The sequence below is a fragment of the Adhaeribacter swui genome (genome assembly GCF_014217805.1).
Lineage (GTDB): Bacteria > Bacteroidota > Bacteroidia > Cytophagales > Hymenobacteraceae > Adhaeribacter > Adhaeribacter swui.
The window spans coordinates 4,539,984-4,565,898 of sequence record NZ_CP055156.1 but is presented as its reverse complement, the minus strand read 5'-3'; the positions used below and the strand labels follow the sequence as shown (position 1 = coordinate 4,565,898).

General features: G+C 44.0%; 15 protein-coding genes. All 15 read right to left on the bottom strand.

Translation table 11 applies throughout. The features are described 5' to 3' along the window. Positions 1-127 precede the first annotated feature (127 nt). The 15 genes from HUW51_RS19025 to HUW51_RS18955 all read right to left on the bottom strand — a co-directional run bounded on the left by HUW51_RS19025 (position 128) and on the right by HUW51_RS18955 (position 25,540). Positions 128-1,402 carry a polysaccharide lyase gene (locus tag HUW51_RS19025; RefSeq protein ID WP_185271216.1) on the bottom strand — a complete coding sequence of 425 codons (1,275 nt, stop codon included), beginning with the start codon at positions 1,400-1,402 and terminating at the stop codon, positions 128-130. A gap of 1,230 nt (positions 1,403-2,632) precedes the next feature. Continuing rightward, the gene (locus HUW51_RS19020; protein WP_185271215.1) at positions 2,633-5,155 is read right to left on the bottom strand and encodes an IPT/TIG domain-containing protein; all 2,523 of its coding nucleotides are present in this window, start codon (positions 5,153-5,155) and stop codon (positions 2,633-2,635) included. Positions 5,156-5,286: 131 nt separating this feature from the next. Beyond that, entirely contained in the window at positions 5,287-7,014 is a 1,728-nt protein-coding gene (locus tag HUW51_RS19015) for a protein phosphatase 2C domain-containing protein (RefSeq protein ID WP_185271214.1), read from the bottom strand. Between the two features lie 16 nt (positions 7,015-7,030). After that, positions 7,031-8,011, bottom strand: coding sequence for a vWA domain-containing protein (locus tag HUW51_RS19010; RefSeq protein WP_185271213.1), 981 nt, complete (start codon positions 8,009-8,011; stop codon positions 7,031-7,033). Positions 8,012-8,180: 169 nt separating this feature from the next. After that, a complete protein-coding gene (locus HUW51_RS19005; protein ID WP_185271212.1) occupies positions 8,181-10,754 on the bottom strand; it encodes a contractile injection system tape measure protein in 2,574 nt (857 codons plus the stop codon). 1 nt (position 10,755) lies between these two features. After that, positions 10,756-14,145: a hypothetical protein gene (locus tag HUW51_RS19000; RefSeq protein WP_185271211.1), complete on the bottom strand. Its 3,390-nt coding sequence runs from the start codon at positions 14,143-14,145 to the stop codon at positions 10,756-10,758. Between the two features lie 137 nt (positions 14,146-14,282). Then, a complete protein-coding gene (locus HUW51_RS18995) occupies positions 14,283-18,641 on the bottom strand; it encodes a baseplate J/gp47 family protein (RefSeq protein WP_185271210.1) in 4,359 nt (1,452 codons plus the stop codon). A 191-nt stretch (positions 18,642-18,832) separates the two neighbouring features. Next, a complete protein-coding gene (locus HUW51_RS18990; protein ID WP_185271209.1) occupies positions 18,833-19,252 on the bottom strand; it encodes a GPW/gp25 family protein in 420 nt (139 codons plus the stop codon). A gap of 3 nt (positions 19,253-19,255) precedes the next feature. Further along, a complete protein-coding gene (locus tag HUW51_RS18985; protein WP_185271208.1) occupies positions 19,256-19,546 on the bottom strand; it encodes a PAAR domain-containing protein in 291 nt (96 codons plus the stop codon). A gap of 411 nt (positions 19,547-19,957) precedes the next feature. Beyond that, positions 19,958-21,724 (bottom strand): type VI secretion system tip protein VgrG, encoded by a 1,767-nt coding sequence (vgrG, locus tag HUW51_RS18980; protein ID WP_185271207.1) that lies wholly within the window; start codon positions 21,722-21,724, stop codon positions 19,958-19,960. Further along, a complete protein-coding gene (locus HUW51_RS18975; protein WP_185271206.1) occupies positions 21,717-22,433 on the bottom strand; it encodes a CIS tube protein in 717 nt (238 codons plus the stop codon). The genes vgrG and HUW51_RS18975 overlap by 8 nt, the downstream gene beginning before the upstream one ends. Further along, positions 22,433-22,603 (bottom strand): DUF5908 family protein, encoded by a 171-nt coding sequence (locus HUW51_RS18970; protein WP_185271205.1) that lies wholly within the window; start codon positions 22,601-22,603, stop codon positions 22,433-22,435. Before HUW51_RS18970 ends, HUW51_RS18975 begins: the two co-directional genes overlap by 1 nt. Positions 22,604-22,948: 345 nt before the next feature. Beyond that, on the bottom strand, positions 22,949-23,389 hold the full coding sequence (locus HUW51_RS18965) for a phage tail protein (RefSeq protein ID WP_185271204.1): 441 nt from the start codon (positions 23,387-23,389) through the stop codon (positions 22,949-22,951). 95 nt (positions 23,390-23,484) lie between these two features. Next, on the bottom strand, positions 23,485-23,916 hold the full coding sequence (locus HUW51_RS18960) for a phage tail protein (protein WP_185271203.1): 432 nt from the start codon (positions 23,914-23,916) through the stop codon (positions 23,485-23,487). 28 nt (positions 23,917-23,944) lie between these two features. Continuing rightward, on the bottom strand, positions 23,945-25,540 hold the full coding sequence (locus HUW51_RS18955) for a phage tail sheath family protein (RefSeq protein ID WP_185271202.1): 1,596 nt from the start codon (positions 25,538-25,540) through the stop codon (positions 23,945-23,947). Between the last annotated feature and the right edge of the window lie 375 nt (positions 25,541-25,915).

The window sequence follows — 25,915 nt, the reverse complement described above, 5'->3', positions numbered from 1 at the left end:
TGTATTACTGCAGCAGCAGGGTTTGTAGCACAAAAGAAAAGCCGCTAAATAGTTTAGCGGCTTTCTTGAGCATTAGTTGGGTTGGGTGTTATAGTATGTAGGTATTTTAATTTTTGTAATCTCTTTATTATTCCTGCACCTTAAAGCTAACAGTTAAAGAAGTGCCTGCGGATCCACTTTTATTTGTACCAGAATACGGCGTAGCCTTTAAGGTGTAGCTACCTACGGCTGGTCGCCAGGCGGCATAATTTAAGTTAGTATCACCGAACAAAGCATAAGGAGCGCCTCCCTCTACTTTAGTAAAACTCTTAGCCCCGGAAAGTGCAAAGTATACGCTGCCAACGGTTGTATTGGTATTCGCCCGGATGTTCAGGTTGCGGGTTGGTAAATTAGATAAATCTAAAGTTTCGCCGTTGGAGATGGTTTTTATGTCGCGGTCAGTGTCGGCGTTGATTAAGGTAAAGCTTACTACCTGCTGGCCACTGGTTCCTGACGTGTTATCAGTTGGAGTTGGACTTGGCGAAGGAGATGTTGGCTGATCTACGGGTTGGCTGCTTCCTGAACCAGATGGGGCTACGTCGGCGTATGAGGAATTACCATCACCAATCCGAACATCATCTACGTAAATAACGCGTTTCGATACATAGTCCCAGTTTCTTTTATAAACACCCATTTTCAAGTAGGGAGTCACCGCATCGTTGTAGGTATTTGGTCCGGTGTAGCTTACTACTTTGCTACCGTTTTTCCATAATTCCAGCTTGCCATCAGACTTGTAGGAATATTTAATATGATACACAAAATCTACCCATTTATCTTTTACAACCGGACCTAAATCAAATCTTTTCCGGCCATCAGGATTTTTGTTGTATCGTTTGGATGAATAATTAACGGTTAAAACAAGTCTACCCTGGATTACTGACATAGAGATGGGGGGTACCCGGGAACCATCACCACTGTCGGGGGTGCCATGAAACTGTGTAATAATGTCCCAGCCATCGCCATCTTTCTCGGTTTGCCAGTTACCGCTAGGCATGTAAAGGCTCATGCCGTACCAGCCGTGCGAGGGAGTGGGTTTGTTAAAAATTATTTCTGATCTAACGGCGCTACCTTCTTTTCTTAATTCGAGCCGGGCAGAACGCGAACCGCTCCGGGATACCGAGGTAGTTGCCCCGAAGCCATACGAAGTGTAAATCTGGCGCCCAAAGGCTCCACTTAAACTAGGTTCAATTCTTTCTTCCGCTACCAGGTTTCGCCGGTTTTTATCTGCCGAGGTTATATACGAAAGATCTTCGATACCCGACGTTAGCCGAGCAACCTCTTTAGGCTCAACTATTTCTTCTGTTTCGCAGGCAACGGTAAACAATGAAAGTAAAGAAATGGAGAATAGTAGTTTAGTTTTCATAAGGTTGGGTTAAAATGGAACATGTACTACAAAAAATTACTAATCAGATGAAATCTTTTAAGGCCGTTTAAAACGACTATTAAATTGGATACTTATCTTTTTTAACGCTGCAAATTCAATTAAACCCAGGTATTAAGAGTCGCTTATAATTTGCATTAATTAATTTTTAAAATTTATAATTAGATAAAAACAATATAAAATATCTAATAAGATGCAACCTTTTTGTTTCTGTCTTATTTCTGGTTCAAACTTAGATATAAAATTTTATAACACAAATTTTAAGCAAATTTTATTAGTATTTTAATATTAAAAGATCTAATTTTTATATAAATTTTAAAATTTTAACATATATCTATTCATATGTAATCTTCCAAACTCCAGCCTAAAACAGACAAACTTAGTTATAATAATATTAAATAAACCAGAAAATAAACATACAAACTCTAATCTAAATATTATAATTATTTTTATTTTAAAAAGAGAAACACGAAGCTTATATCAATAATACATTATTGTATTATTTAAATAACAATCAAGCAAGCATAGATTATTAAACAAGATTTAAAATCTTGTTTTTAGAACAAATTGCGGCAGCTCAGCTAGTTTCGTGCCAAAAAAGTAAAATGATGTTTTTGTTTACAGACAAGCGGGATGAGGGACATGATTGTACCCACTTAAAAAGAAAAGTGTAGAAAAATTACCCACCTTGTAGAATGACTCTACAGGAAAATAGGGCAACAAAAATTGCTAAATTTTAAAAATCAAGGTATTAGCTTTAGAAACCCTTAAATAGATTTAGTATTTTTTTAGCATAAGTATAAAACCACGCCGGAGAATTAGCCTAAAAATTAGTTCTTGTAAATTAGACATTATATAGATGTGCCCGGTTGAGATTCCGGTAAACGAAGAAATTAGAAGAAGCACCTGGTTTACAGTCGAAAGATATTTTTAAAATTTAAACAAAGTTGGGCGAAAATTCTACCGCTATTGTGCCGGTAGAATTTTCGCCCAACTTTGTTTAATTAATTTAGAGAATTACTTTATCCGATATTTTGCTGATTTATAAAATAAGATTTATCTACCAAAATGTAGTTATCCGTTCAAACACAATGCTTTAAGTATATTCTACCCGCTATAATTAAATAGATTGCTGAAACTTAGCCAGAACAAACAACCCTCCGAAATCTGCCGAATTATAATCTCAGGGCACTTTAAGCAAACTTCTGCTTTTTAATAAGCAGTGGCTTGCCCGTTTATGGCAACAATTTTAAAATTTGCTTTCTTGGCTTTTTCGTTATCGGGAGCGGCTAAGGTTTGGCTTGAATGCGCGCGCACCCGCACAAAGGTTAAAATTTCTTTTTTTAAAAATTTATCATTTCTACGCAGGTATTCTATTTCTACCCGCACATTATCGAGGTTGTAAGCCGAACTGTTCTGGACGGTTATTTGCAAATTTTTAGTTCCGTCCCGTTTTTGATTAATAACCACATTGCTTTTAACTGTCACTAGTTTGTAAATATCGGGTGGTAAAGTACCAGTATAGGAAGAATGCGTAGTTGGCTGTGGTTTTTCGGGAGCTGGCTTGGGCGGCAAAGTTACCGGTTTATCGGGTTTAGAATGGGGCGGAGTTTGCCCGGGTTTACTGGTTTTATCTGGTTTATCCAGTTTCTCTGGTTTATTTCCCGGGTTAGAAGAATGAGCGCCAAGGCCGCCTGGTTCCGCCACTTCCGCAAGAATGGTGTCCAGCTTATTTTCCGTTTGGCTGATTAAGTTATTGTCTGGCTTTGGTTTTGGTGGTATTACAGTAGAGTCCGGAGTAGTTATGGGAGGAGTGTTTAACGTTATCTTTCTCTTTACAACAAATTGCCGGGCGGTATACACGGTATCTGTATCGATTAATAAAGCCAGTGTAACCGGCGTGATATCGGAACCGGTATTGACAACGGGCACGACAACACGCAGCAATTTAGCAGAAAGGCTTAGCACGGTTCCGGGCTGTTTATTAAAAAACACGCGTACGTTCTCTGCGGCCCTTGTAAAATTTTCTCCCGCAATAGCTAATGTATCTCCTTCGGTAGCGTGGTTGGCTACGGCATACACTTTGAGGTTTTTGGGGAAAAATAAACTGTACGCCCCTACCGCTATAATGCCCAAAATAGCTAAAAACAAAACCAACACCGCTAGCTGAATGTAGCGCAACCGGCTCGGGTTAGGATTTATGGGTTTAATTACTTGCACAACAAGCGCATCGCTTTTAATCTGTACTTGGTTATTAGCCGCCACCAGGTGATAACTTATTATGGTAGTTGCCGCATTGTATTGCTCCGGAACAGATAAGCTTTGTTGATTTTTTAAATTTCGGGCGTAAACCTGATTGTTGCGGTATAACGTTATTTGGGTAGCCGGTTCTACTTCCCATTCTAATATAAGCGACTGCCCTCCTACTACCTGTTTCGCATCCGACCGAAAATACCAGATTATGGGTGCTGCCGGCTTGTCTGGGTTTAAAGGATTTAAAATAGGTGGCTCCGGGTTATCTACCAGAACATGCTCCGTAATTGGGGAAGATTGGCGGTTTTCTTGTTGCTGCTCGGTTTGCTCCAGGGGCAAGGCAGGTTCAGGAATTACTTTTTCCGCGATGGTAATTGTTACCGGCATACTGCTTTGTTCACCGGCCTTGCTGGTGGCCCGTAAGGTAAATTCTACTTTTCGGGTTCGGCCATCGTAGTTTTCTTTTATTATTAACTGGTAGGTTTCGGGGATAACTTCCTGGTATAAATTGCCGTTGCGGTACAGGGCCAGTTGGTGCGCGTGCGCTACCTCCCAGCTTAAGGTAAAAGATTGGCCGGGCTCTACTTGCGAAGCGGAAGTTGCAAATTTTAAAATTTCGGGTAGCCGCTGGGTAGGCTGGTAAGGCACCTGGTTGTTTTGGGCAATATGCCGGATAATGTTTTCTTGTACTTCGTGGGGCTCTAATAATTCCGGGGCTTGCTGTTTTTCGGTTAATGCCCGCCGGAATATTTCAGGAAATATTCCGGCGGTGTCGGCAAGTAAAGCTGGCAAATTATCATAGAGCTCCGTAGCTTTATAATCGAATCTTTTATCCGAGAGGGCTATTTTTAAACGCAAAATTAAAAATACAATTTGCAAGTAATTCAGCATGGGCCCGCTAATGTCGGCAGGTCTTAAATCTTTGTAACCGAGCTGTATTTTGTAAAAATTTAAAACCAAGGCCCAGTATTGCTTGTCGCCGTACATGCTGTTGTGCGGCAGATGGGCATTGGGCTGCACGCTATCCAGGTCAATTAACAAGAACCGGCCACTGCTTTCCTTAAAAATATTTTTCTCGCAAAAATCCGAAAACCAAAAGTTGCGGGCGTGCAACGCTACTGCGGCAGTAAATAAATCTTGGGTAAGCCGTTGTAAATCCAGGTCGGCGTTGCGGTTAACGGCGGCTTCCAGGGTTTCGCCAGTTAAAAACTCGTAGAATATATAATGAATAAACTTGTTGTTTTCTTCTACTTCTACAATATCGTAAATGCGGGGCAGGTTGGGGTCGAACTTGCCTTTTAGCTGCAGTAACAAATCCCAGCCCGATATATCTTCCGGGCTTTTTTTCTCGAACCGTTTTACAAAGCAGGTATACTTGCCAATGGTTACCGGAAATTTATACGGATCGCCGGAGGCAAACAGCCAGCCATTGGGGTAATCGGAGAAATAATCGTACTCCTTTTCTTTTATAATTACTTTCATAACACGGATAGTAATTTTATTGGATGGAACACCTGGCTATTTTTAGGGCTACCGGAAACCTTACCTATCTGGCGGATGTAGGTTCTTTGTGCTTGTAAATGCTGATTTTTAAAAAATACCGGGGCGCGAAACTAAGCAATGGATTTATTAGAGTTTATCTCCGGCCATTCCCGGATTTCTACAAAGCAAATAACTTTGTCGTCGTCAGTGCCCTGTAGCTGATAGATTAAATCTTGCCGGATGGTATCTAAAGTTTTACCCGAAAGCGCTTGCAAATGCGTTTCCGTTTCTGGGCCAATGCCATCGGAAAAAGCGGCCAGCGCGCAAACCTGATCTTGCTCCACAATTTCGAAGCGGGGCGAATTATGTAAAATCTCAAACCCGCCGGCCGCATCCAGTACCAACCTAAAAAACAATCGGTCGTTGCTGGATTCGTTTTTCTGGTGCAAAGAAGTTTCCAACACGGCCAGTTGGTTGGGGGGGTGCCGGGTGTACAGCACCATTTTGCAATCGCCGGATCGGTAAGCCACCAGGTGGCCGGTTAGCGTTAATGTGCCAAATAAAATAGTGGTGGCGCACTCCGGAATGTTCTTGTTTAAAATATTGGTGCGCAAAATTTCTTGTTCTTCCAGGGGCAGCGCTTGCACGCTTTGCAGCCAATCTTCTTTTACTTCTGCTACAGCCTGGCTCAGCCATTTATCTAGGGCCAAAGTTGCTACTTGCGCATAAGCAATTCTTAGTTTATTTGCTACGGATTGTGCCAGCAAGCGGCTCGAGAAATATTCTTTTTTACTATGAGGGTGGCGCAAACAATATTGGTCGGAGGTGCCGTCGAGTACCCAAAGCAAAAGTTGATCGCGGAGGGCCACAAAGCCGCAAACATCTTCGCCTAAATCTTTATCCGCTTCGGGGTCGCTCATGTATTTTTTTCGAGGCCCCGCCGTTAACAACAACTCCGTGAAAAAGTAAAATTGCGTATCCGGCATTTGGGCTCTTGACTCTGTGTCAGGAGTACTTAAAAGCGGCTCGGCCGGGTAGTTATTGCGCAGGCTTGGGACAGCAGGCTTAGGCGTTGGTGTAGTGGCATTATTATGTAACAGCAATTCAGTGGGGGCACTTGCGGGTAGGTCCGGTTTGCTTTTTTTAAAAAATTTCTTTTTGGCGGGGCTTAGTTTTACCGAAAATACCAGGAAACGGCTGGCGACCCACAACAATCCAAATACGCCCAACAGAGCGCTCAGCAAAAAAGCATAAGGTTGCCAAGAAAAGCTTTTCTTATCAACCAAGTCATTTTGAGAATCTTTAGCCCCAGCCGGAGTAATGGCGGTTAAATTTGCTTTGCTAAACTGAATGGCGATGTTTTTTGCTGCTTGGGCTTGCCAGCGGGCTTGTAATAAAGTTTGACTCGTTACAGATTGTGGTTTGGCAAAATGGTGGTTCGCCTGCATTATAAGCCGGTAGTCGTGGTTTCGGGTAATGCCGCTATCTTGGCCAATAAGGCGCAACTTGTAAACTACCGGTAATTTTTGGTTAGTCGTCAGCCGTGGCAGCAACACGTACATCGAATCTGTAATTGGCAAACCCGAAGCATTTTCCAGGGGTTCTAACCGGATAGTAAAATCAGAAGGCGTTGCTAATTTTAAAAAAAATAAATTTTGCCGGGTGGGGTTTGAGTTAGGTAACGAAACGCTATCCTGGTTTTGTTTTTTTACCGGGGCCGAATTGTTTTTCTTGCCTGGGACCGATGCGGAATCCGGATGTTTTTTACTTAACTCCCGGACAAAGTTATTTGCTTGATTTGCTCGGGCACCCGGCAAAAATAAAAGCCAGAAAACCGTGGTTACTACTAACAGGTGCATGCCAAGATGTAAAAAATTACCGGTACAGTTGTTTTTCGAGGCACTTGGGGCAAAAGCCGGATGCACCCGAAGCCATCCGGAACAAATATTTTAAAATATTTATTTTGGCCGGATTATTAAATAGGAAAAACTGGGGCACATCGTGAATGGGACAATTACTAAGTAAACTTTGCAGTTCCCGGCAACCTTCATCGTTTTCATCCCCGAAAAAAGCGCCAATAACAATGTCGTGGTTCAGGCCCGCAATGGGGTTTACTTTAAAAGGATTATCCTGGAGCACCTTGTTTTTGTTAGCATCGTATTGCATGCCATCGGTGTAGATTAATACCCGCACATTGGCAATAGATAAAGAATCGCCGGAGCTTTTTAAAATAATTTGTTTCATGGGGGTATAATCCCGCACCTTAAAATCGGGCAATTGCTTTTTCATGAACTTATCTACAAAAATGTAAGCTTGCTGTAAAGCGCGGTTAATGTCAGTACCTTGCTGCATCATGTACAGCTCGTCGTAGAGGTAGTTTGCAAATTTTTTTACGTCTTTATCAAAGCGCTGCAGCAAATTGGCCACCGTATCCATAAACATCAGGTCTACGCGGTCGTCGAACTTAAAAGCGGCCACAAAAGCATTAGGGTTATTTTGCATGCGTTCCAGGTCGAAAATACCGCTGGCGGCACTGGTGGCAATTAAGCGCATGCGCGTAAGTGGGCTTACCGCAAAAGCTTGATCGGTCATGGAAGAAGATGCATCCATTAATATCACGCACAGCCCTACTTCCGGCACCGGGTTTTTAGGCTTGCCTGCCGTTGTTGATCCGGTTGGGTGGTCGTACGCATCATCGGTACTTAATCTGGGCTTATCTTCTTCCCCCACAAAAACTACTCTTTCTTCCAGGATACCTTCGTAAGGCGGGCAAAGCGGACAAAAACCATCTGCGGCCGGCTCATCAAAAACGTGCGCTTCGTTTGTAAGGCAAACCCATTTTTTAGATTTTATCATACTCTATATTATAAATGCGTAAACAGTCTAGATATTAGACGCTGGACAATAGACACTAGACCTTTATTTATCTATTTTTGATTTCGCTTTTTTTAAAAAATTTGAATTTGAATAACTAATTTTAACCTGTTATTAAAAAAGTGTTTTCCTGGGCGATACCAACGTTTTTCTAATAAGCAGATCCCTCCCACTCTACTTGCAGCATTTTGCTCATCCAGGGTAATTTAATTAAAGTAAAACCCCACGGAATAGTAGTTAATAATAAATCGGGGCCGCGCGGTTCTACTTGCAAAGTCCAGTGTTTTTCATTTTCCGTGAGTATGCCGGGGCGCTGTAAAAAAGTTTGTTGCAGGCCCAGAGGCGAAGTATTTTTCAAAGCTTTCCAATGCTGGATAACGGCCTGGAGCAAGCTATCGGCCTCGGCTAATTCTTTGCTGGTTAACCGCACTTTACCGGCAGGGCTAATACCCGAATGATACCCGCAAAGTACCTTGGTTAAAGGCAAACTATATTCCGGCGCCTGGCGCTTACCGGTAACCAGGTACTGCAGCACCTGCATGGCCCGGGTGGCAGCCCTTACATTTTTAAATTTTTTATTTTCCAGGTAATCTAAATGCGTAAACAATCCGGGCAGGTACGGAGCTAACAAACACAAACCGGCATTATCGACGTAGTATTTCAAAGTCTGCTCCTGTTGCCAGATGTTCTCGGGTGGTGACTGGTTTAAAGTAGCCAGTAATTGTAAATCTGCGGTCGGCAACTCAGTTAAAGCCTGCATAAAAGAAAGGCTTTCCGGGGGCAGTTGTGACAAAATCCGGCGTAAGTTCATTTTATCTATCCAAGAGTCATCAGGAACATTTCCCAGAATATCCTGCAAAACCACCTGCTCTGGTACATGTAAATTTTGAAAAATTTCCTGCACCTGCGCTTGTATTTGCTGCATCCGTTTTACTTGTTGGTTGGCGGCGGCACGTTTCGTAAATGCGGGCGTTCCCCCCGGCTTTTGCGGCTTTTCAGTTTCAAAAAAAAGAATTTGGCAGATGCCAGATACATTGGCCAAAACCTGAAATAAAGCCGATATATTAGCAACGGGCTGGTTCATTAAAGCGCCAATCAGTACCCGACGGTCAGTGTGGGGCCGGGTAAAAAGGCGTTTAAGCTGGCGTAATTCTTTGGGGGCTAACTGGTGGCACCAGGCTTTAAGTTGCGGATCGGCAAAAGCTAATTTTTTAAAAATTGGCCCGGTAGCTTTATCAGGAATTTCTGTAGAATAAATTTTACTTGCTCCGGGCGCAGGAACTAATAGCTCCGGATTTACAATTTTTACATTTTCTTTTGCCGGTTTTAAACTAGAGAACCGGGGAGTGAGTGTAAGATTAGGGGAGGTAAAATGGTCATCTAAAGAAAGCTTTTTAGCGGGAATGGTTAAAGCCGGCTTCCCTACTATTTTAGTAGATTGCGGCAGAGTATACCTTGTATTTTCCAGGTTCAACGGCTTGGCACCCGGATTCTCCTGGGCAGGTTTGTCTGGCAAATTTTTATTGCCGGCCCACCCGAACAGGCGATTGGATTTACCCGAAAAACTGGTTGGTAAATCCTTTAATCCTCTTATTTTCTGGGGCGCACTTTGGGAATTTTTAAAAAACGCAGCGGGTTCGGTTTGTTTACTAAGTAGCGCCGGATTACCTGCCGACGGATTAGTTGGTAAAAGGCCGGGAAACAGTAAAAAATTTAATTGAAGCGGCGAAAGTAATTGCAGTGCCTGCTGCACTTTTCTTTTTTCCGGGAAACGTCGGTGAATGGTTGGTGTGGCAAAATAAGCTTGCACTATTTTAAATTCTGCGGCGGGCAGCCATTCAAATAATACAGCCTGCTGAACCCAGTTTAAACCGGACAGTTCTAGAATTTTGTACCCCTGATTCTTCTTTTGTTCTGCTTCCGACTCCCGGTAAAGCCGCCGAAATAAAGTTTTCAGGCGAATACTCTGTTCCCGAGAAAACATAGAAAATACCGGGGCATAATCAGTATTTGCCTGGCTAAACGTGAAACCAGCTTTTTCCGGTAAAAGATATTCTTGCTTTAGCTCCCGGATTTTCTCGCGGGTAGTGGGCTTGCAATTCTCATTGAGCCGCTGCCAAACAAAAGTATGTAGCGGTTGATTTTTTAAAAAATCTTTAAATTTTCCGGGCTGCTGCTTCGCTACCCGGTTTATGATAGCATCCAGGTTTAACGACTGACTTTTATCTATCCACCAGGGCACATCGCCGGTTTCTAAAAAAGTTTTTACCAGTTGCCACTCCTGCTGTAGCGTAAATTGCAGCTTTTGGCTGGCCAGCTTATTTATTAACCGAACCGCAGCCCCTCCCGGATTATAGGCATCTTGTTGAAAATTTCTTAGGGAACCGTCAGAATTATCAATTAAAAGTGACTCAAACTCCGGCTGCAGTTTACCCGCCAGTAAAATGTTGTTTTTATAATTAATAAGTTGCTGCGTAAATTCCTGCTCAAACTTTATTAAGGTGGTCGCCTGGCTTAATTCCAACGGAGCAATTTGGCCCAGATCTATTTCCAGAAAATCAATTTGCAGGTTTGTTTGGGGAAAGCGCTCCGTAACAATTTTTAAAATTAGCGCATGGAGTTGCGGCGCCAGATAGTGCACAAATTCTTGCTGCACTATTCTGGCTTTTTGCTCTTGGGTGCAACTAAACTCAAATACTTCTTTATTTATCGCTACCGCATGCATCTTATTTGCGCAGTTGATTTAGCTGGTAAATCAAATTATTTTCTACCTCGGTGTTCGCAATTTCGGCTTGGGGCAACTCTTCCAGCCATAGTTTATACGCTTCTTCCAGTTCGCGCATTTGCTTGTGGTTTAACCAAAACACCTGCGGATAAATATGCGCCGGCGTTTCCATGTAAATGGTTTTTTCGAGCAAGTGCTTAAAAGTTTTATTCCGAAACCGGGCAGGCCACTCAGGCAGCATTATCGATATTTGAAAAGAATATGGGTCGGCTTGCGCCAGCAGGGCGTTTTCTTCATCGGGTTGATTAGCGGGGTTTTGCTGCTCAAACGAGAAAAATGTAACCATGCTGGTTAGTTCGGCTTCGAGTTCGTCTAGTTGCCGGTAGCGTTTTTTGCTTTCGCCCAGCACCCGGTCTACATCTACTAAGCGAAAAAAATGGTAGCCATCGGCATTTTGCTCAATGGTGAAATTAGCTCTATCGGAAGCAAACTGCCGGATTTGTTCCAGGCGGCGGGTCAGGTGTTTATAAAACAGAAAATCTTCGTTTATCAACAAAATTTCGTTGTAATCTTCTTTGGTAAGGCTTAAACGCCAATTGGTTTTACCTTCGTTTTTAATGTTGATAATCCGGAATTTGTATAAAGGCGCCGGATTTTGAAAAGTGCTTAAATTGTTAATGGCGGAAGTGGTATTTACCGATAAGTATTCTACCGTATCAGCGTTTAAACTGCTGCCCCTTTTACCGGACCGCTCCCGCCCGTCCACTTTGGGCCGCAGCAAAATATGCTCGATTACATGGAAATTCTCGTCGGTAGCAAAGCCGGTAAGCACGCCCATTGTTTGCTCATAAGCAGCTTCGGCATCGGCTTGATACGTAAATGTTTGGCTTGCAATAATTTCGTAGTCGTTTTCGTGCGTAAATCTTTTCAGGTGATAGCTCCACTTATCGCGGCGGCCTTCTTTTTCGTACAAATCTGTGTTGGATCCATTCTGCAGTATATAATTTAAAATTTCTTCGGCTTCGCTCGCAAATTCGTACTCCAGGCTTCGCAGCAAAACTTTTTCTTTATTCTCCGGATTGGTAAGCACCACCACGTAGCGGCGCACCTGGTTATCCGGGGTTATTTCCTGAATCGAGAGGGCATTGCTGGCGATAAACTTTTGGCGGTAATGCGGCATGCCCAGTAAGCGGCAAATGCGTTTTTTTAAGCCGCTCACATTGGTGCTGTCCCAGGTTGCGTCGGGGTTGTTGTAGTTAAAGCCCTGGCTGCGGTAAGTACTTACGGCTACATAATCTTGCAGGAAAGCTATTTTATCCTGAATTAATTTTTGGTTAGTGTTTTTGCCGGCGGTAGTCTGCAGAAAATTACCGTATTTATCCAGGCTTTCGGCAAAGCGGCCCAACAAATGGTTCAGGAGTTGGTTGCGCCGGGTAAAATAAGTTTCTTCAGTTTCGGCCAGGCGTAATTGCTGTTCCTGAAATTTAGCGTAATCCAGAAATAATGCTTCGTAGTCGGGTAACCCGGCTAAGGTTTGCGGAAAATAAGTTTGCTTCAGGTTAGCCGAAAAAGAAAGCAAATTCCGGATTTCGGCTAGCTGTCCCAGGTAATCCGCTAAAATTTGTTCAAACACCATCAGGTAGCCGCGCAGTTGCAAAGCCAGGCGTTGCCGGGGTTCCAGTTGTTGTAGTTGCCGCAAACGGTACATATCGCGCACCTGTTGCACCTCTTCTTCGGGTAAATCAAACAAAGAGCTATTGGTAATTTGATTAACTACTTGCTGTATTTCGCGGGCCATACGGGAACTAGCCACCGGAATACGGCGGTGCTGCGCCAAAAGCGCGGTCATCTGTTCCGGAATGGGTAAAGCGGCTATTTCGGCGGGTACCAGTTGGGGTAAATAACGGGTAATAATAGGCGCATTTTCTTTGTCCGTAGCAATTTGTTGCAGTATAGCGTCGACCTCTTCTACCGTAAGATTTAAGTTTGTCAAATGGTTGATTTGTTCGAGTAGCGTATCGTCGTTAGGTTTTTCAATCAGCAGCAAACTAAGTAATTCCCGCAGGGTTAAGCCGATTTGCGCATCTAATAATTCAAAAGCCGCACTTTTTATTGTTGAAGCGGTAAGCGGCGGGTGCAAGTACGTTTCGGCTAAGCCATACACCGCCGGCAAACTTTTTTGCACCGGATAATAATCCCGCACATCCATGAACTCGCCCGCGGGTACCGGTAAATCTTTGCCCGCGCCCTGCAGCCGCGCCCGGAAATTGGCCGATTGAAAAAAGGAGAACAAGGCTTTTACGCGTTCCGGATTGGGCTGTTTTTCCAAGTTGTTGCGGTGCCGGTCACCGCTGCGGATAAAGGAAATCCGGGAATTATCGGTATCTAAGCGCGGGGCGCGTTGGTGGTCTTTTACATCGGTAAGCCAATCTGTAAAATCCGAAAAAGCCGACTGCGACTCCCGGGGTAAAGCTAGTTTTTTAATGGCAATTACACCTTCAATGCCGGAGATTAAACGCATAATATCCGACAGATGCACGTCTTTGTACTTCTCCGATTTTTCCAGTTCTTCCGACTCGATAAAACCGTGGCGCAGCACCGGTCCCTGAAAAATCTCTTCGGCGGAGTACCCTTTAGCAATCATTTGGTCCAGTGTATAAAAAGTAACGGGCGGCGAAAAAAAGTTGTAAATCACTTCGAAAATGCGGGCATTTATTTTTTCAATATCTGTGCCTTCACTTACCTGAATTTCTGCTTCCATTTTAAAATATTCGTACTCAATGGAAGTAACACTAATAAAATCTTCGCCGAGGTTGCGGTGCGCATAAAGCCGCTCTTTAATTTGTTGGGCTATTTCTTCTTCATTTTTTTTAAAAATTACGTCGGGCTCGTATTCCACAAACACTTTGTATAGCCCTTTTAACCGTAGCAAGTCGCCGGTTTCGCCGGATAAAACATACAGGGGTTGCTGCGCATCTCCCGAACTATCGGCTGCCCGCAAATAAATTGGCACTTCGGCATCGTCACTTATTTCAATCCAGGCGTTACGAACCCCTGCTACATCAATAATCAGTTTGCGGTAATCCAATAAAGTAACCGGGTGACACGGCAATGCCTGACGGGCAGTTAAAAAACTTTCCTTCCAGGTTTCGGGCCTGAGTTCCGGGGGAGTAATTAAATCTTTAATATCAAAGTGAGTCCGGTAGCCTAAATCCGTGAGGGCATAGCAAAATTCTTCCAGTAAAGTAATGCCCGGATCGTGGGTGTTGTAATCGGTCCAGACTTTACCGGCTAAATCCTGAATTAACTTAATGCCTTCTTTGCGCAGAAAATGGTAATCTTCGGCTGGCGGCAGCTTGTTTTCTTTTTCGATGGTTACCGGGGCGGGCATATTTAGTTGTGGGTTACAGGTTGTTTATAAGTTGCAGGTTACAAGTTGCAGGTTGTTATAAGTTATAGGTTGTGGGTTGTGGGTTTTTGGTTGATTTATTTTTTAAATTTTCTTGTTTTGGGCAAGTGGTTAAATACTTAAACCAGTTCAATTTCGTGTTTGGGGGCAGATACCAGGATGGAGTGGCCGGTGGTGAATTTGGTTTCTACTAAAGACGTAAGCTGGTCGGTATCTACCGCGAAAATCTTACCGCCCTGGTCGGTTTCGGTGTATTGCTGCATAATCAGGTCTTGCACATAATCCACATACTCGCGCTGGTCAATAAAATTAATAATGGACGAAGCGTAAATCTTAGCGGAAAAAACCAGCGATTCGGAATCTGTGCTGGCCCAGGGGGTTAAAAACTGAATTAATTCTTCGTTCAGGCGCTGCAAATAAAAACCCTGGTCTACGCCGGTGTAGAACTTCACCTTACACCGGATTAAAATTTGGTCTAGCTGCGGATTAAGGGCGTGGATTTTTACAAACGGCGAAGCATGGGCACTTAGTTTTTTTTCGATGGCCCGCAAATCGATGTAACTTAACTTAGGAAACAGCAAGTTGCTGCCGTAATAATTGCGGTTGCGTAAATCCGATACGGGTACTACCGTAACATGGCCAGTAACAAATTGCCCGTTATAATAATTGTTCAGACACTTTACTTTATATACCGCCGGAAAATGATCTAAAACCAACCGCTCAAAATCCCAATTGGTAATTGCCCGGTTTTTATGACGCAACCGCTCGCTTACGAGGGTATAATATGCCGAATCCTGTTCCTGCATTTGGCCCCCAAAGGAGGCAACCGGCTGACTTACTTTTTTTATATCGGGTATCTTCTCAACTAAATTTTTAATTTTATTGGCTTCCAGAGGTAAAGCCAAATGCTGCGGATCGTTTTCTTGATCTAAAAACGTTACTTGAGCCGCCTGGGCTTTTACAGAAATTAATTGCGGAAATGCGTCGGTATCGCTGGCTACGCTGGCGCATAACCAAAATAAATGGTTCGTGTTAAAAATACCCGTCTGGTTTTCGGCGTTGGCCGGAATGGCAAATTGCAGGATACCCGTTGTTTGTAAGCCGTAAGTACTATCCGAAATTAAGGCATCTTCGCTTAGTGGCCGCCATTCGGCGTTGTGGCGGAACCACCAATGAACGACGGGCGGTTTTTTATCGTTTACCCGTGACCCTTCGGCTACCTGCACCAGCAAGGCTAAATTTTGGTTGGGTACAACCTCGCGGAGCCCGATAAATAACATGCCCGGCATAGTAGCGGTACCCGGCCCTTGCGCCAACAGGTATTTCGGGAACACGGCCGCAGGTTTTGCTAAAGTGCCCGCGCCATTGCTGTTGCTGCCATACTTGTTTGCAGGAAAAACACCCAAAGGAGTAATGTGATAAAACAGATCGTTGGGGGGAACGGCTAGTTTGGTACTGGTATAACTTAGCGAGATAGCGTTTATTAAAGGCGCGTAAGGTGGCGGCGGTAATTCATTCGACGATAACAGGATGGCTATTTTGCGGGCAATCATGTCGTTGATTACTTCGTTGGCCTCTTTAAATTCCTGGGCTAACAAAGCCGATACCTGCACCGGATCAGCTACCTGGTTTGCGCGGGTGGCTAAAATTTCGTCTACCACGTTGGCTACGGTTTTGCCAATGGCGTTGCTGGCTTCTGTTACAATTACGTTTTCCAATTCCCGGTCGGTGGGTAAGATAAAATCGGCCTGGCGGGTTACTTTTTCTTTTACCTCGTTTACTACTTCCGGGGCGCCTTGCTTATCTTTATCGTAGTAAATGGTATCTGCTACCAAATTTATTTTTTTTAAAAATCGCAAAATCCGCTCGATGTAATTATCGTCGTTCACGATAACCTGGCCTTCTTTTTCGGGCGTTCCGGTTTCCTGTTCCGGGGTAGGCTTGGGCTTACGCACCAGTAAATGGGTACCATTTACCCGTCGGATCATTTCACTTAAGCTATTGATAATCATGCTGCGGGCCTGAGCCGGGTTGGGCACTTTTTCCAGGATGTCGTACACCACGCGCAAAGAGCCGCCGCGTTGCGCCATGTCATCGGGCAGCTTAATGGTAATCCGGGAATCGTGGAGTTGCTTTTTTACAATTTTATAGAAATCTACGGAACCGTACTTCGACGAAGCTTTTTCCATAACGGCGGTAGTAATTAACTGCGGATAAATGCTATGCCCAAAATCCGGGTAATTCAGTTTTAAGCGCAAGGTACCGTCCTGGTGCTCGTTATCCACGGTGGCTACATCCATGTCCGGTTCGTTTTCCGGAGTAGAGATTATTTTGCTAAAATCCAGACGTAATACTTTAAACCGTGGGCCGCTGGCGTCTTTATCAATCACCGAAACTTCACTTATTTTTTTCCAGCGCTTATTTACCAGAATGCTTAAAGCAACTTTAAACTGATGCGAATCGTAGGGTGGCAGGTATTTGTTGTAGTAGGTGCTAAAATTATCGGGCAAGAGCCACTCCAGGTTTACGGTTAGTTTATCTATTTTTTTATAAAATAAATCCTTGCAGCCCAAGTAAAAAGCAGAACCCACTTTAGGTATTGGTGTAAAAGGATAAAACGGTTTTTTGCTATCAATTGGGGCATCATTGTTTTCCAGAATCAATTCTTTTACGCCGTCAAAACTTACCGGAGCGTTTAAGCTACCGACTTGCGCCTGAATGCGGGCGCTTTTTATGTGCAATTGCTGCAGCACATTTAACTGTTGAATGTGCTCCTGATACAGGGCATACTGCGGGTCTTCGGACAGTAGCTGGCGGCGCGGAAATTTTAAAATAAATTGCACTACCGGCATCTTCGTAGCAAAATTACCGGCGTGCGTGGCCGGATCAAAAGCCACAATTGCGGACTCCTGCGTAGCTGACACACTAAAATTTAACTCTAAGGTTGTAGGGATCGTGCGGATTAAGGATTGCACGCTGATACCGCTGTTGACATCGTCGCTGTTTAGCCAGCCTTTTTCGCCGGTAAGCAAAAGCCGCAACAGCCGGGTATTAAATTGTTCCACCGGAACAGGTTCTTCGGTTTCCAGCACCAGGGTTACTTTTCTTTCGCCTTTAGCCAGGTAAAACTGCGTGGAGGCAATACCAAAACCCACTTCCGCAAGAGTGGGTGTTTTTGCTTCGCCAAACATTTTCCAGGAAGCTACCTCGATGTTTTCGGTATTTGCTTCCGGGTTTATAGTTAGCTTTTCGGTGTAGTAATTCAGGGTTTGTTTGTTCGCGTCTTGTTGCAGGAACAAGGTATGCACGGCGGCCACCTGCGCTTTGGTAACGGTAATATCATCCTGCAATTGGTAAATCAGTTCGGTGTTTTGTTTGTCTTTGCCAGCGGTAAATAAGGTGCCTTTTTTTAAAAAAGTGGTTTCAAATCCTTTGGCTAATTCTAAAATTATGTAAGCTTGGTCGGGTACCGCGGACTTGGTTTTAATTTGTAAAACTTCTTTGTAGTAAAAATCCAGGTGTTTCCGGGGTAAATTATTTAGTTCTTGCTGGGCATAACCATATAACTTTATAAAAGCGATAAACAAAGCTAAATGGGGCGGATGATTTTGCTGCTGGCGAATAATTTCTTCGAAATAATGACGGGAGTGGTTTACTATATTTTCAGTGGCATAATATACCGCCTCAAAAATTTTGTTTAACCGCAAGGCGGCGCTGCTCCGTTTTTCTTCGTCGGTTTTGCCGGCAAACAGCCGTTCGCGCAAGCTACTATTTTCTTTATCCTGGAGCGCCCATACATTATCCTGTTTTAAAATTTCTTTTACTTTTTCATGGGCGTTTAGTTGATTTGCCTGGCTTCCGGAAAAATTAAAATTTTTAAAAATAGCATTAATTTCCCGTTCGTTATCGGCCGCGGTGCTACGGCTACTAAATAAATCTGTTTGAAAATCCGGGAGGCGGTAGTTCTGATTTACCAAGAGGTTGCGGGTATACAGCAGCATTTCCTGCAAACTTTCCAGTTCGGGACGCAAATACGAGCTAATGTAAAGTTTTAAATCAAAGTTTAAAGCACCATCGGCGGCTGAAGCATAATACCAACTGTTAATTTTTTTGTACCGGGAAAAAGTAAATTCAAGCAGTTCGTTAAAGTTGTTCAGGTTATTTTCCCGGTTAAAAAGCGCCAGTAAATGGTCGTGGGTTTCTTTGTAGGCAGCCACGTTTTTAGTGGCAATATGGGCAAGCAGCAGAACGCTGTTATTTTTAAAAAAATCTTCCCAAGTGGTTGTTAAATCCACCTCCGATGCCTGCTGCGGTACAAACAGCACCTGTTTGGCGTACCGCTGCGCAAAAGAAATAAAGTCCTGCAACTGCCGGTCATCCAGTAAAACCGATCCGGGATCCAGGGCGGGCAAAAAACGCTCGTACCGGGAAGTTCCTTCCTGTTTTAAAACATTACCAAAACTTCGCAGATCATTCATGGTTACAGGTTTATTGGTTTGAAGGTTGGAAGGTTTGAAAGTTGGAAGGTTTATATTGCGGATGTACTTAATAACCAGACAGCTAAAGTTTAGCTTCTTCTTTATGAAAGCGCAGCATTATATTTTTCATTAATAGTTTTATTCATTATTAAAATTACAACCTTCCAACTTTTAAACCTTTCAACCAATACTCACCACTCCAAATTGGTGGCTTCTTTCAGGTAAAAAGGATAGACATAGTTGTACCGGTTGTTAGTGGCAGTTATTTTGTATGCTATGGCAATATCCAGCCGGTTACTTTCATCGGGGGCTAATCGCAACTCTATATCGGTGATAACAATGCGGGGTTCGTTAAACAGGATTTCGTCGCGCACCACGGCTTCCAGGTAAGTTAAGTTGCTTTTGTGCATGGGCATAAACAAAAAACTGGATAAAGAAGAACCATAGCGGGCATGCATGAGGCGCTCCCCCACTCGCGTCGAGAACAAAACCTCTAAACTGTTGCGAATATCTTCTTCGCCGGATAACAGCACAACTGAACCGGAATTAGAATCAAACTCTACCGGAAATTTCCAGCCGTTACCCGTAAAATTTTGAAAAAATGCGTCCATTTATTAACCGCCTATCATTACATTGGCACACCCCACTACTATCATGCCCCCATGCACCGTCGGGTCGCCCATGCGGACGGCAGGCTTTTTACCAATAAATACCGTAGCCGAGCCTTTTAAAATACTATCGGGCCCGCCCGCGCAAACCAGCATATCTCCCACCGTGGCGGCCGGCAAACCGCCAATAAAAACTGTTGGATTGCCGGGAGGTAAAACCGGCCCGCCCACGTGGGGCACTACGCCTGTTACCATGGGGCAGGTATGCATATCGGTTACGCGGGCTGCTAAAGGCATTTTTAAATTTTTTGCTTTTATGGGTTCTTGTTGCGTTTTGCTGAAGCTATTTTTTATTTCTTCTAACTAGCTCTCGTTCGCATAGCCACCGCGCTTTGGTTAATTGCCAGTAATTCTCGTTCGCATAGCTGCTGCTGTAGTTGTAATTTCAAAGTGAAGTTGTTTCATTGCTCGCTTCTTGTTCTTTTTGTCTTGACACAAAAAGAACCAAAAAAGTCAAGACGCTACTCGCTGAACGCTCAAACAGTTTAGCGTCGTTCTTTGCACCTGGCTAAAGCTATCTGTTGCATAGCAGGTCAGCAGAATTTAAAAAATTTAAATTTTCAACTTGAAACTTCCAACTTGTAACCTGCAACTTTACAACCTTCCAACTTTCCAACCTTTCAATTTTCCAACCTTCCAACTTTCTAACTAATTAATATTCACAATAGAGCCTTTTACCACGGTTTGGCCGGAGGATTGGAGGCTGGCGGTGGCGCTGCCTTCGGCGCTGTATTGGGCTTTGGCTTTGCTTTCGATATTTACTGCTTCCATTTTAATGTTGCCAACGGTGGTTTTCAGGATTATATCTTTTGCGCTTTCGATTTTAATGCCGGAAGCGTCCAGCGTAATTTTATTATTGTTTTGGTCCGAGAGCGTAATGGTGTTTTGATCGTCGTTGATTTCTATTTTTTTGCCTTTGGGGGTTTCCAGGTTAATCGTGTTTTTCTCGTCGTTAAAAGTTAGTTTCATTTTACTCCGGGTGACAAAACCTTTTTCGTTGTTGTCGTCTGAGGCCACTAGAGGCGCCGGTTTGGCGCTGCTGTGCAGCATGCCCAGAATAATAGGGTGACGTGGATCATCGTTCAAGAAACCGACCACTACTTCGTCGTTAATTTCGGGTCGAAAAAAAGCCCCCCGTTCTTTGCCGGCATCCAGGCTGGCCATGCGGGCCCAAATGGCTTCTTTGTTATCGATTAAAGGCAATTGAATTTGCACCCGGTCTTGTTGTTCCGGGTCGTTTTCTAACTGCGTTACCAAGCCAATTTGCAAGCCGTTAATGCAAGGCAGTAAACCAGCGGCCGGTTTTTCCAGAATATCTTCGCGCTGGTAAAACCATTGCTCCGGAAAACCAAACTGCATATCGGTTTCCCAAATGGATTGTTCGTAGCTGTGCCGCAGCCCCGTTACCAACACCGGACCATTAAACCTTTGGCTGAACCCAATTAACTTAACCACTTGATTTAACTTAATTTCCGTAGTTCCTTTTAATTTAACACGACCCATTACTTTGGCCAAGCGGCTTTTTAGCAACCGGGCTTCGCTCCAGGCTTTTAATTCATCAGCAGTTAAGGCAGCCCCGTGTATCAGGGTATTTTCCTGGCGGTTTAAGGCTTCCGCTAATTGGTTGGCTTTAACGTTACCCGGTTCTTTAAAACTTATGCTTGCTTCCGGCGATTCTTCTAATTTCTGATCTTGTGCATTCCAGCTTTGGGCTTTTACTTGTTTTAACTGTGAACCCGCGTCCAGCTCGCTTTCAAATTCAATCACGTCTACGCCATAAGTAATGTCTTTCACCGGAGCCTGGTTAGTATCGGGCTTTTTAATGATGAGTTTGTTATCGTCCGGAAACACCAGCATGCCGTTCATCTCGGCCCGGGACAATATAAAATCCCAATCACTTACGTTGTACTGTACCATCTGCGCGTGTTTACCGGGGGTAACGGCTATATCCAGATCGCGGCTGCTGAGCCCGGCTTTCGTACATATTTGCTCGATAATGTCTTTATCCGATTTATTTAAAAAGCAAACATTATGGCGATTACCGGCCAGTTTAATGGCTTTGTCTTTGGCCTCAATGGTTACATACGATTTTTTATTTTTTCCCGACCGTAAGGCTTGCTTCACGATTATGCCTTTAAAAACCACTTGCGCCCGACCATGATACCCCATAGCAATTTCCATTTCACTCCCCGGCACCAAGGCCGCTTCCTTGCTGCTGATTTCAAAATCTTGTTTAGCTGGGTCTCCGTCCGCCAGGGTTAGCCGGGCGTAAGAGATTTTATTTAAATTTTTAAAAATTTGTAATCCTACTACCGCGTACTCGCCGTTCATAGCGTTGCCATTTAACTTTATTTTAAAGTTTACTAAATCGGTAGGCTGTTCGCGCGCAGCTAAAGTATTTGCAGTTTCAGGCATCTTGCTCAACCATTGGAGGTAAAATCAAAGTAACACCCGGCGGAATGTTCCGGAAATTTTTTAATTTATTTACCCGCGCCAATTGCAGGTAATAAGCGGAGTCTTCGTAGTTGTTGCGGGCAATCAGCGGCAAAATATCGCACTCGCGCACTACTTGGTATTTTGTTAAATCCGGCGACTCGAGGCGCGATTGCCGCCCTCCTTTGCCAGGCGCAATCCGTTCCAGGAAATTACAGGTTACCTTGGCGCGCAAAGGCGTTCCTTCGGCATCGAACAAATTATACGTAATGTTTAAGGCGGTAATAACGCACTCCAGCCGGAAGGTGCCCCATAATAAAGCCAGGTAGTTGGGCCGGTGAATATCGCCGTTAATGCCGCTGCCGGTTACCTCGCGTAGTTTTATAATTTGTGATTTAACGTAGTCGTGTTTTTTATTTTTAAAATTATTTTTTTTATCCGGCGATAAATTACCCATGGCTACGCCGGTACCATCGATGGTAAACTCCAGACTAAACTCCAAGGGTGGAATTTTTTCAAATACCGGATCGCCGCCCGTTTGGCCTTTGGCATCGGGTTGTTTGTACTCAATTTTGTTATTTACCGTAAAAGTGTTCGGGTTAAAATCCACGGTAAAATCCCCGATTTCTTTGGATGGATCTCCGTCTTTGGGTTTACCGTAAGCAATAATCCGCAGGTTCGTTTCCGCCATTACCGTTGATTTTTAGTTTGTAGTATTTCCAGCACCAGGGCCGCACATTCTTTTACCAGTTCTTCCTTGTTCACTTCACCCGCCGCAGCCGGTGCTTGGTTATTTTTATCACGGGAAGTTCCTTCAATAATATTAGCCCGGATCACCATTTCATTTATTTGTACTGGCATTGATTTTTGGTTGAAAGGTTGGAAGGTTGCAGGTTACAAGTTGCAGGTTACAGGTTGTAAGTTGGAGGGTGCAGATTGAAGGTTCTAAAAGGTGTATTCAGGATTATTCTGATAAGCTTTTTAAAATTTATAATTTATTATAATCCATACATTTACTATTTTAAATTTTAAGTTTTAGTACAAGTTTATTCTTACTAATTTATCCAGTCGTAATCCTACAAGTTTATGAGATAGTATTCCTTTTTTCACTTAAAAAGCAAACGGTCTTATTCTTTTAACTTTCCAACAAACCAACTTGCAACCTGCAACTTGTAACCTGCAACCTTCCACCTTTCCAACTCGCCCTCACTTCCTCGTGAAGAATTGGTAGGCTAGTTCGATGGTTTCTACTACCAGGGAGTTTTCTAAGGCCTTGAAATCCGAGATGACCCATTTAACGGGATAAGCTTGCCGGAAATCCCAGGAGTTAAGTACTTCGTGTTTCTCGTTGAGCAAATGCACGCTTAAATCCACGGGCTCAAATTCAAAGTTCTCGATCGCATTCCGGAACCATTTAATTAATCCGGAGTCTTTGAGCATGCCGCGTTTTAATACTACGTTGGCGTATTTAGCTCGGGTAGGAAGCCGGTAGGTAAACCGGTTTTCGCCACCTACGGCTAGTTCCTCTACGCCAATTTCGGCGCTCAATCCGGTTACTTCCTGAAACCGCATGTCTTTATCTCCGGCTCCAATACCGGGGATATCTACTTTAAAATGAAAGCCAACGGGTGGGTAATAGGCGGCCATAAACCGGACAATTTTTTTGAAATTTTAAAATTATATAATATTATATATCAATGATATCCATCAAACCAATAAACCTATTACTTTAATTTACCTAACTAGCTATTTTCGAGCGTTAGACCTTCGTGAGCTATTTCAATGGACTCGATGGCGACTTCGTTACCGTTGGCTTTTAAACCCGGACCTTCTACTTTTACAGGCCAGCAATTGCGGGCTTTCCAGCTCATAACCGGCTCGTGGTTTTCGTTTAACAGGTTTATGGTTAAGTTCCGGCGTTCTACGGTATTTAGCTGCACGGTATTTAGCCAGGTAAAAAATTCGTTGTCGCCTTTGGCAATGCCGCGCTTCAGGGTAATATTGTTGTACTTGTGCAAGCCCGGCATTTTAATGGTGGAGTAATCAGGGCTGCTGCCCTCGCGGTATTCAATGAGCTGCACTTCCTGGGTAAGTCCGGAAACTTCCGAAAATCCGATTTTGGTGCCCCCCCATTCTACTCGAAAGTGAAAGACGGGTAATGGATAATCTGCCATAATACTTTTAGTGATTAAAGGTTATTAACTACGATTTCTGGAGAAAATGCGAAAACCGGATAATAATAAACTCGGCCGGCCGCACCGCCGCTAATCCAATTTCAATAATCATCCGGCCTTCCAGAATATCAACCGGCGACATGGTTTCGCCTAAGCCTACCCGCACGTAAAACGAATCATCGGCTTTCGCTCCGGCCAAGGCGCTTTGTTCCCATTTTTGGTACAGGTAATTCTCGATCATGGCGCGTACGCGTACCCAGGTGTTTTTATCGTTGGGTTCAAACACAGCCCAGTACGTCGATTTTTTTATGGATTCTTCTACCATATTAAAGAACCGGCGCACGTTCACGTAACGCCACTCGTTGTCGTTGCCGGCCAGGGTGCGTGCGCCCCAGATTTTGGTACCCATCCCCACAAAAGAGCGAATGGCGTTGACTGATTTACCGGCTACCACATCCACGTTTAAATCCCGTTGGTCATCATCGGTAATCCGGGCGGCGGTAGAAGTAACGTAGTTCAAGCTTATATTGGCGGGTGCTTTCCAAACGCCGCGGGTGCTATCTACGGCTGCGTACACGCCCGCCACGGCAGCGCAAGGGGTTAATTGCACGCCTAAACCCCCAATCATTTTTTTAATTTGGTTTTGTACTGCGTTATTTTGAGCCTCAAACGTTTGTTCCGTTACAGCTTTACCGGCGGCATCGGCCACAGTTTGAGCCGCTTTGGCCGCTGACTCTAAATCTCTCGCTCTTTTTTCGGCATCGCCAATTCCTTTTTTGGCATCCGCATCGCCGGCATCGGCGGCTTGCTTTAACCGGTCTACTTCGGCCCGGGCCGCATCCGCATCACGCCGGGCTACTAAGGCCGTTTGCCGGCTATCTTCCAGGGCACGTGCAGAGGTATCATCCCCGGCCAGCAACACGCGCACATTGGCGGGTTCGTAGCGGTAATCGAGGCTGGTATTTAAGTAAGGATAATAGGCCGCCCCGTATTTGGTTTCGGATAGATTAGCAGTAATGTTTTGCCGGAAAGCCGCTACCGAAGCTAAAGAATCATCGTTCACGTTCAATACATCCACAATGGCAAACCGGTCGCCGAGGCGGGAACATTCGGCTAAGGCATCGTTCATTAAACCGTAATAATCGGCGGCGTTTAAAATAAAAGGCGCATCCGGAAAAACCAGCAAGGTGGGCTCGTCTTCTTTAGAACTGGCCAGTAAAGCATTGCCGTAAGCTTCGCGCGGATTGCCGGCACTGTCGGCAAAATTGCCCGTAGACACAATGTAGCAAGGTCCGCCCCCATTGGCAAAATACATCTGCAAGGCGTAGTAAAGTACATTTTTAGATTTAGTAGCCGGATCAATGGTAACGTTGAGTACCCGGGTTTCGGCAGCATTACTGGCATTTTTTTCTACGGTAACCGTAATACTTCTTTCAATCTCAGCGTACCCAAAATATTGCTGGTATTCCACCAGCGAAGCAATTCGCCGGGCATCGTTGCGCACCCCGGTTTCCGTAAAGCCGATAAAGGCCGGGATGGCCGTTTCTACCTCGGCCACCGAGGGCGGTAAAGTGGTTATTTCTTCAATGTATACCCCGGGGGTTTTATAAGTTAAAGTTGCCATTTTTCAGGTTTTAATATGTGTACATTTGAATTTGGATGCATGGTGCTTCAATTGGGGCAAAAGGATAGTCGTAACAGTTGCAGAACTGCTAAAATCAAAGAATAAACGGCAGGTAGTTTACCTGTTCAAAAAAGCGTCAGGAACTGTTGGAGCAAACAAAAGTGGGTAACCGGAACAGCATGGATCAGAATTATTTTTAATTTTTAAAAATTTAGATCGAACCAAAACCAGGCGCGGACAAACAAAAAGAAGCAAAAATCCGGAGCGAAATAAAACTGCTTTTTTTAAATTTTACCCGGCGTTTTATAGATACTAAGGTACTAGCAACACCGGCAGAAAGAAATACTGATTTTTCAGTATTTTTAAGGATAAACT

Bases quoted from the DNA above. Each gene is read 5' to 3' on its own strand.
- HUW51_RS19015 (WP_185271214.1), bottom strand. From the start codon at position 7,014: ATGCACCTGTTAGTAGTAACCACGGTTTTCTGGCTTTTATTTTTGCCG.
- HUW51_RS19000 (WP_185271211.1), bottom strand. From the start codon at position 14,145: ATGCCCGCCCCGGTAACCATCGAAAAAGAAAACAAGCTGCCGCCAGCC.
- HUW51_RS18990 (WP_185271209.1), bottom strand. From the start codon at position 19,252: ATGGACGCATTTTTTCAAAATTTTACGGGTAACGGCTGGAAATTTCCG.
- HUW51_RS18965 (WP_185271204.1), bottom strand. From the start codon at position 23,389: ATGGCCGCCTATTACCCACCCGTTGGCTTTCATTTTAAAGTAGATATC.
- HUW51_RS18995 (WP_185271210.1), bottom strand. From the start codon at position 18,641: ATGAATGATCTGCGAAGTTTTGGTAATGTTTTAAAACAGGAAGGAACT.
- HUW51_RS19020 (WP_185271215.1), bottom strand. From the start codon at position 5,155: ATGAAAGTAATTATAAAAGAAAAGGAGTACGATTATTTCTCCGATTAC.
- HUW51_RS19010 (WP_185271213.1), bottom strand. From the start codon at position 8,011: ATGATAAAATCTAAAAAATGGGTTTGCCTTACAAACGAAGCGCACGTT.
- HUW51_RS19025 (WP_185271216.1), bottom strand. From the start codon at position 1,402: ATGAAAACTAAACTACTATTCTCCATTTCTTTACTTTCATTGTTTACC.
- vgrG (WP_185271207.1), bottom strand. From the start codon at position 21,724: ATGCCTGAAACTGCAAATACTTTAGCTGCGCGCGAACAGCCTACCGAT.
- HUW51_RS18985 (WP_185271208.1), bottom strand. From the start codon at position 19,546: ATGCCTTTAGCAGCCCGCGTAACCGATATGCATACCTGCCCCATGGTA.
- HUW51_RS18975 (WP_185271206.1), bottom strand. From the start codon at position 22,433: ATGGCGGAAACGAACCTGCGGATTATTGCTTACGGTAAACCCAAAGAC.
- HUW51_RS19005 (WP_185271212.1), bottom strand. From the start codon at position 10,754: ATGCATGCGGTAGCGATAAATAAAGAAGTATTTGAGTTTAGTTGCACC.
- HUW51_RS18960 (WP_185271203.1), bottom strand. From the start codon at position 23,916: ATGGCAGATTATCCATTACCCGTCTTTCACTTTCGAGTAGAATGGGGG.
- HUW51_RS18955 (WP_185271202.1), bottom strand. From the start codon at position 25,540: ATGGCAACTTTAACTTATAAAACCCCCGGGGTATACATTGAAGAAATA.
- HUW51_RS18970 (WP_185271205.1), bottom strand. From the start codon at position 22,603: ATGCCAGTACAAATAAATGAAATGGTGATCCGGGCTAATATTATTGAA.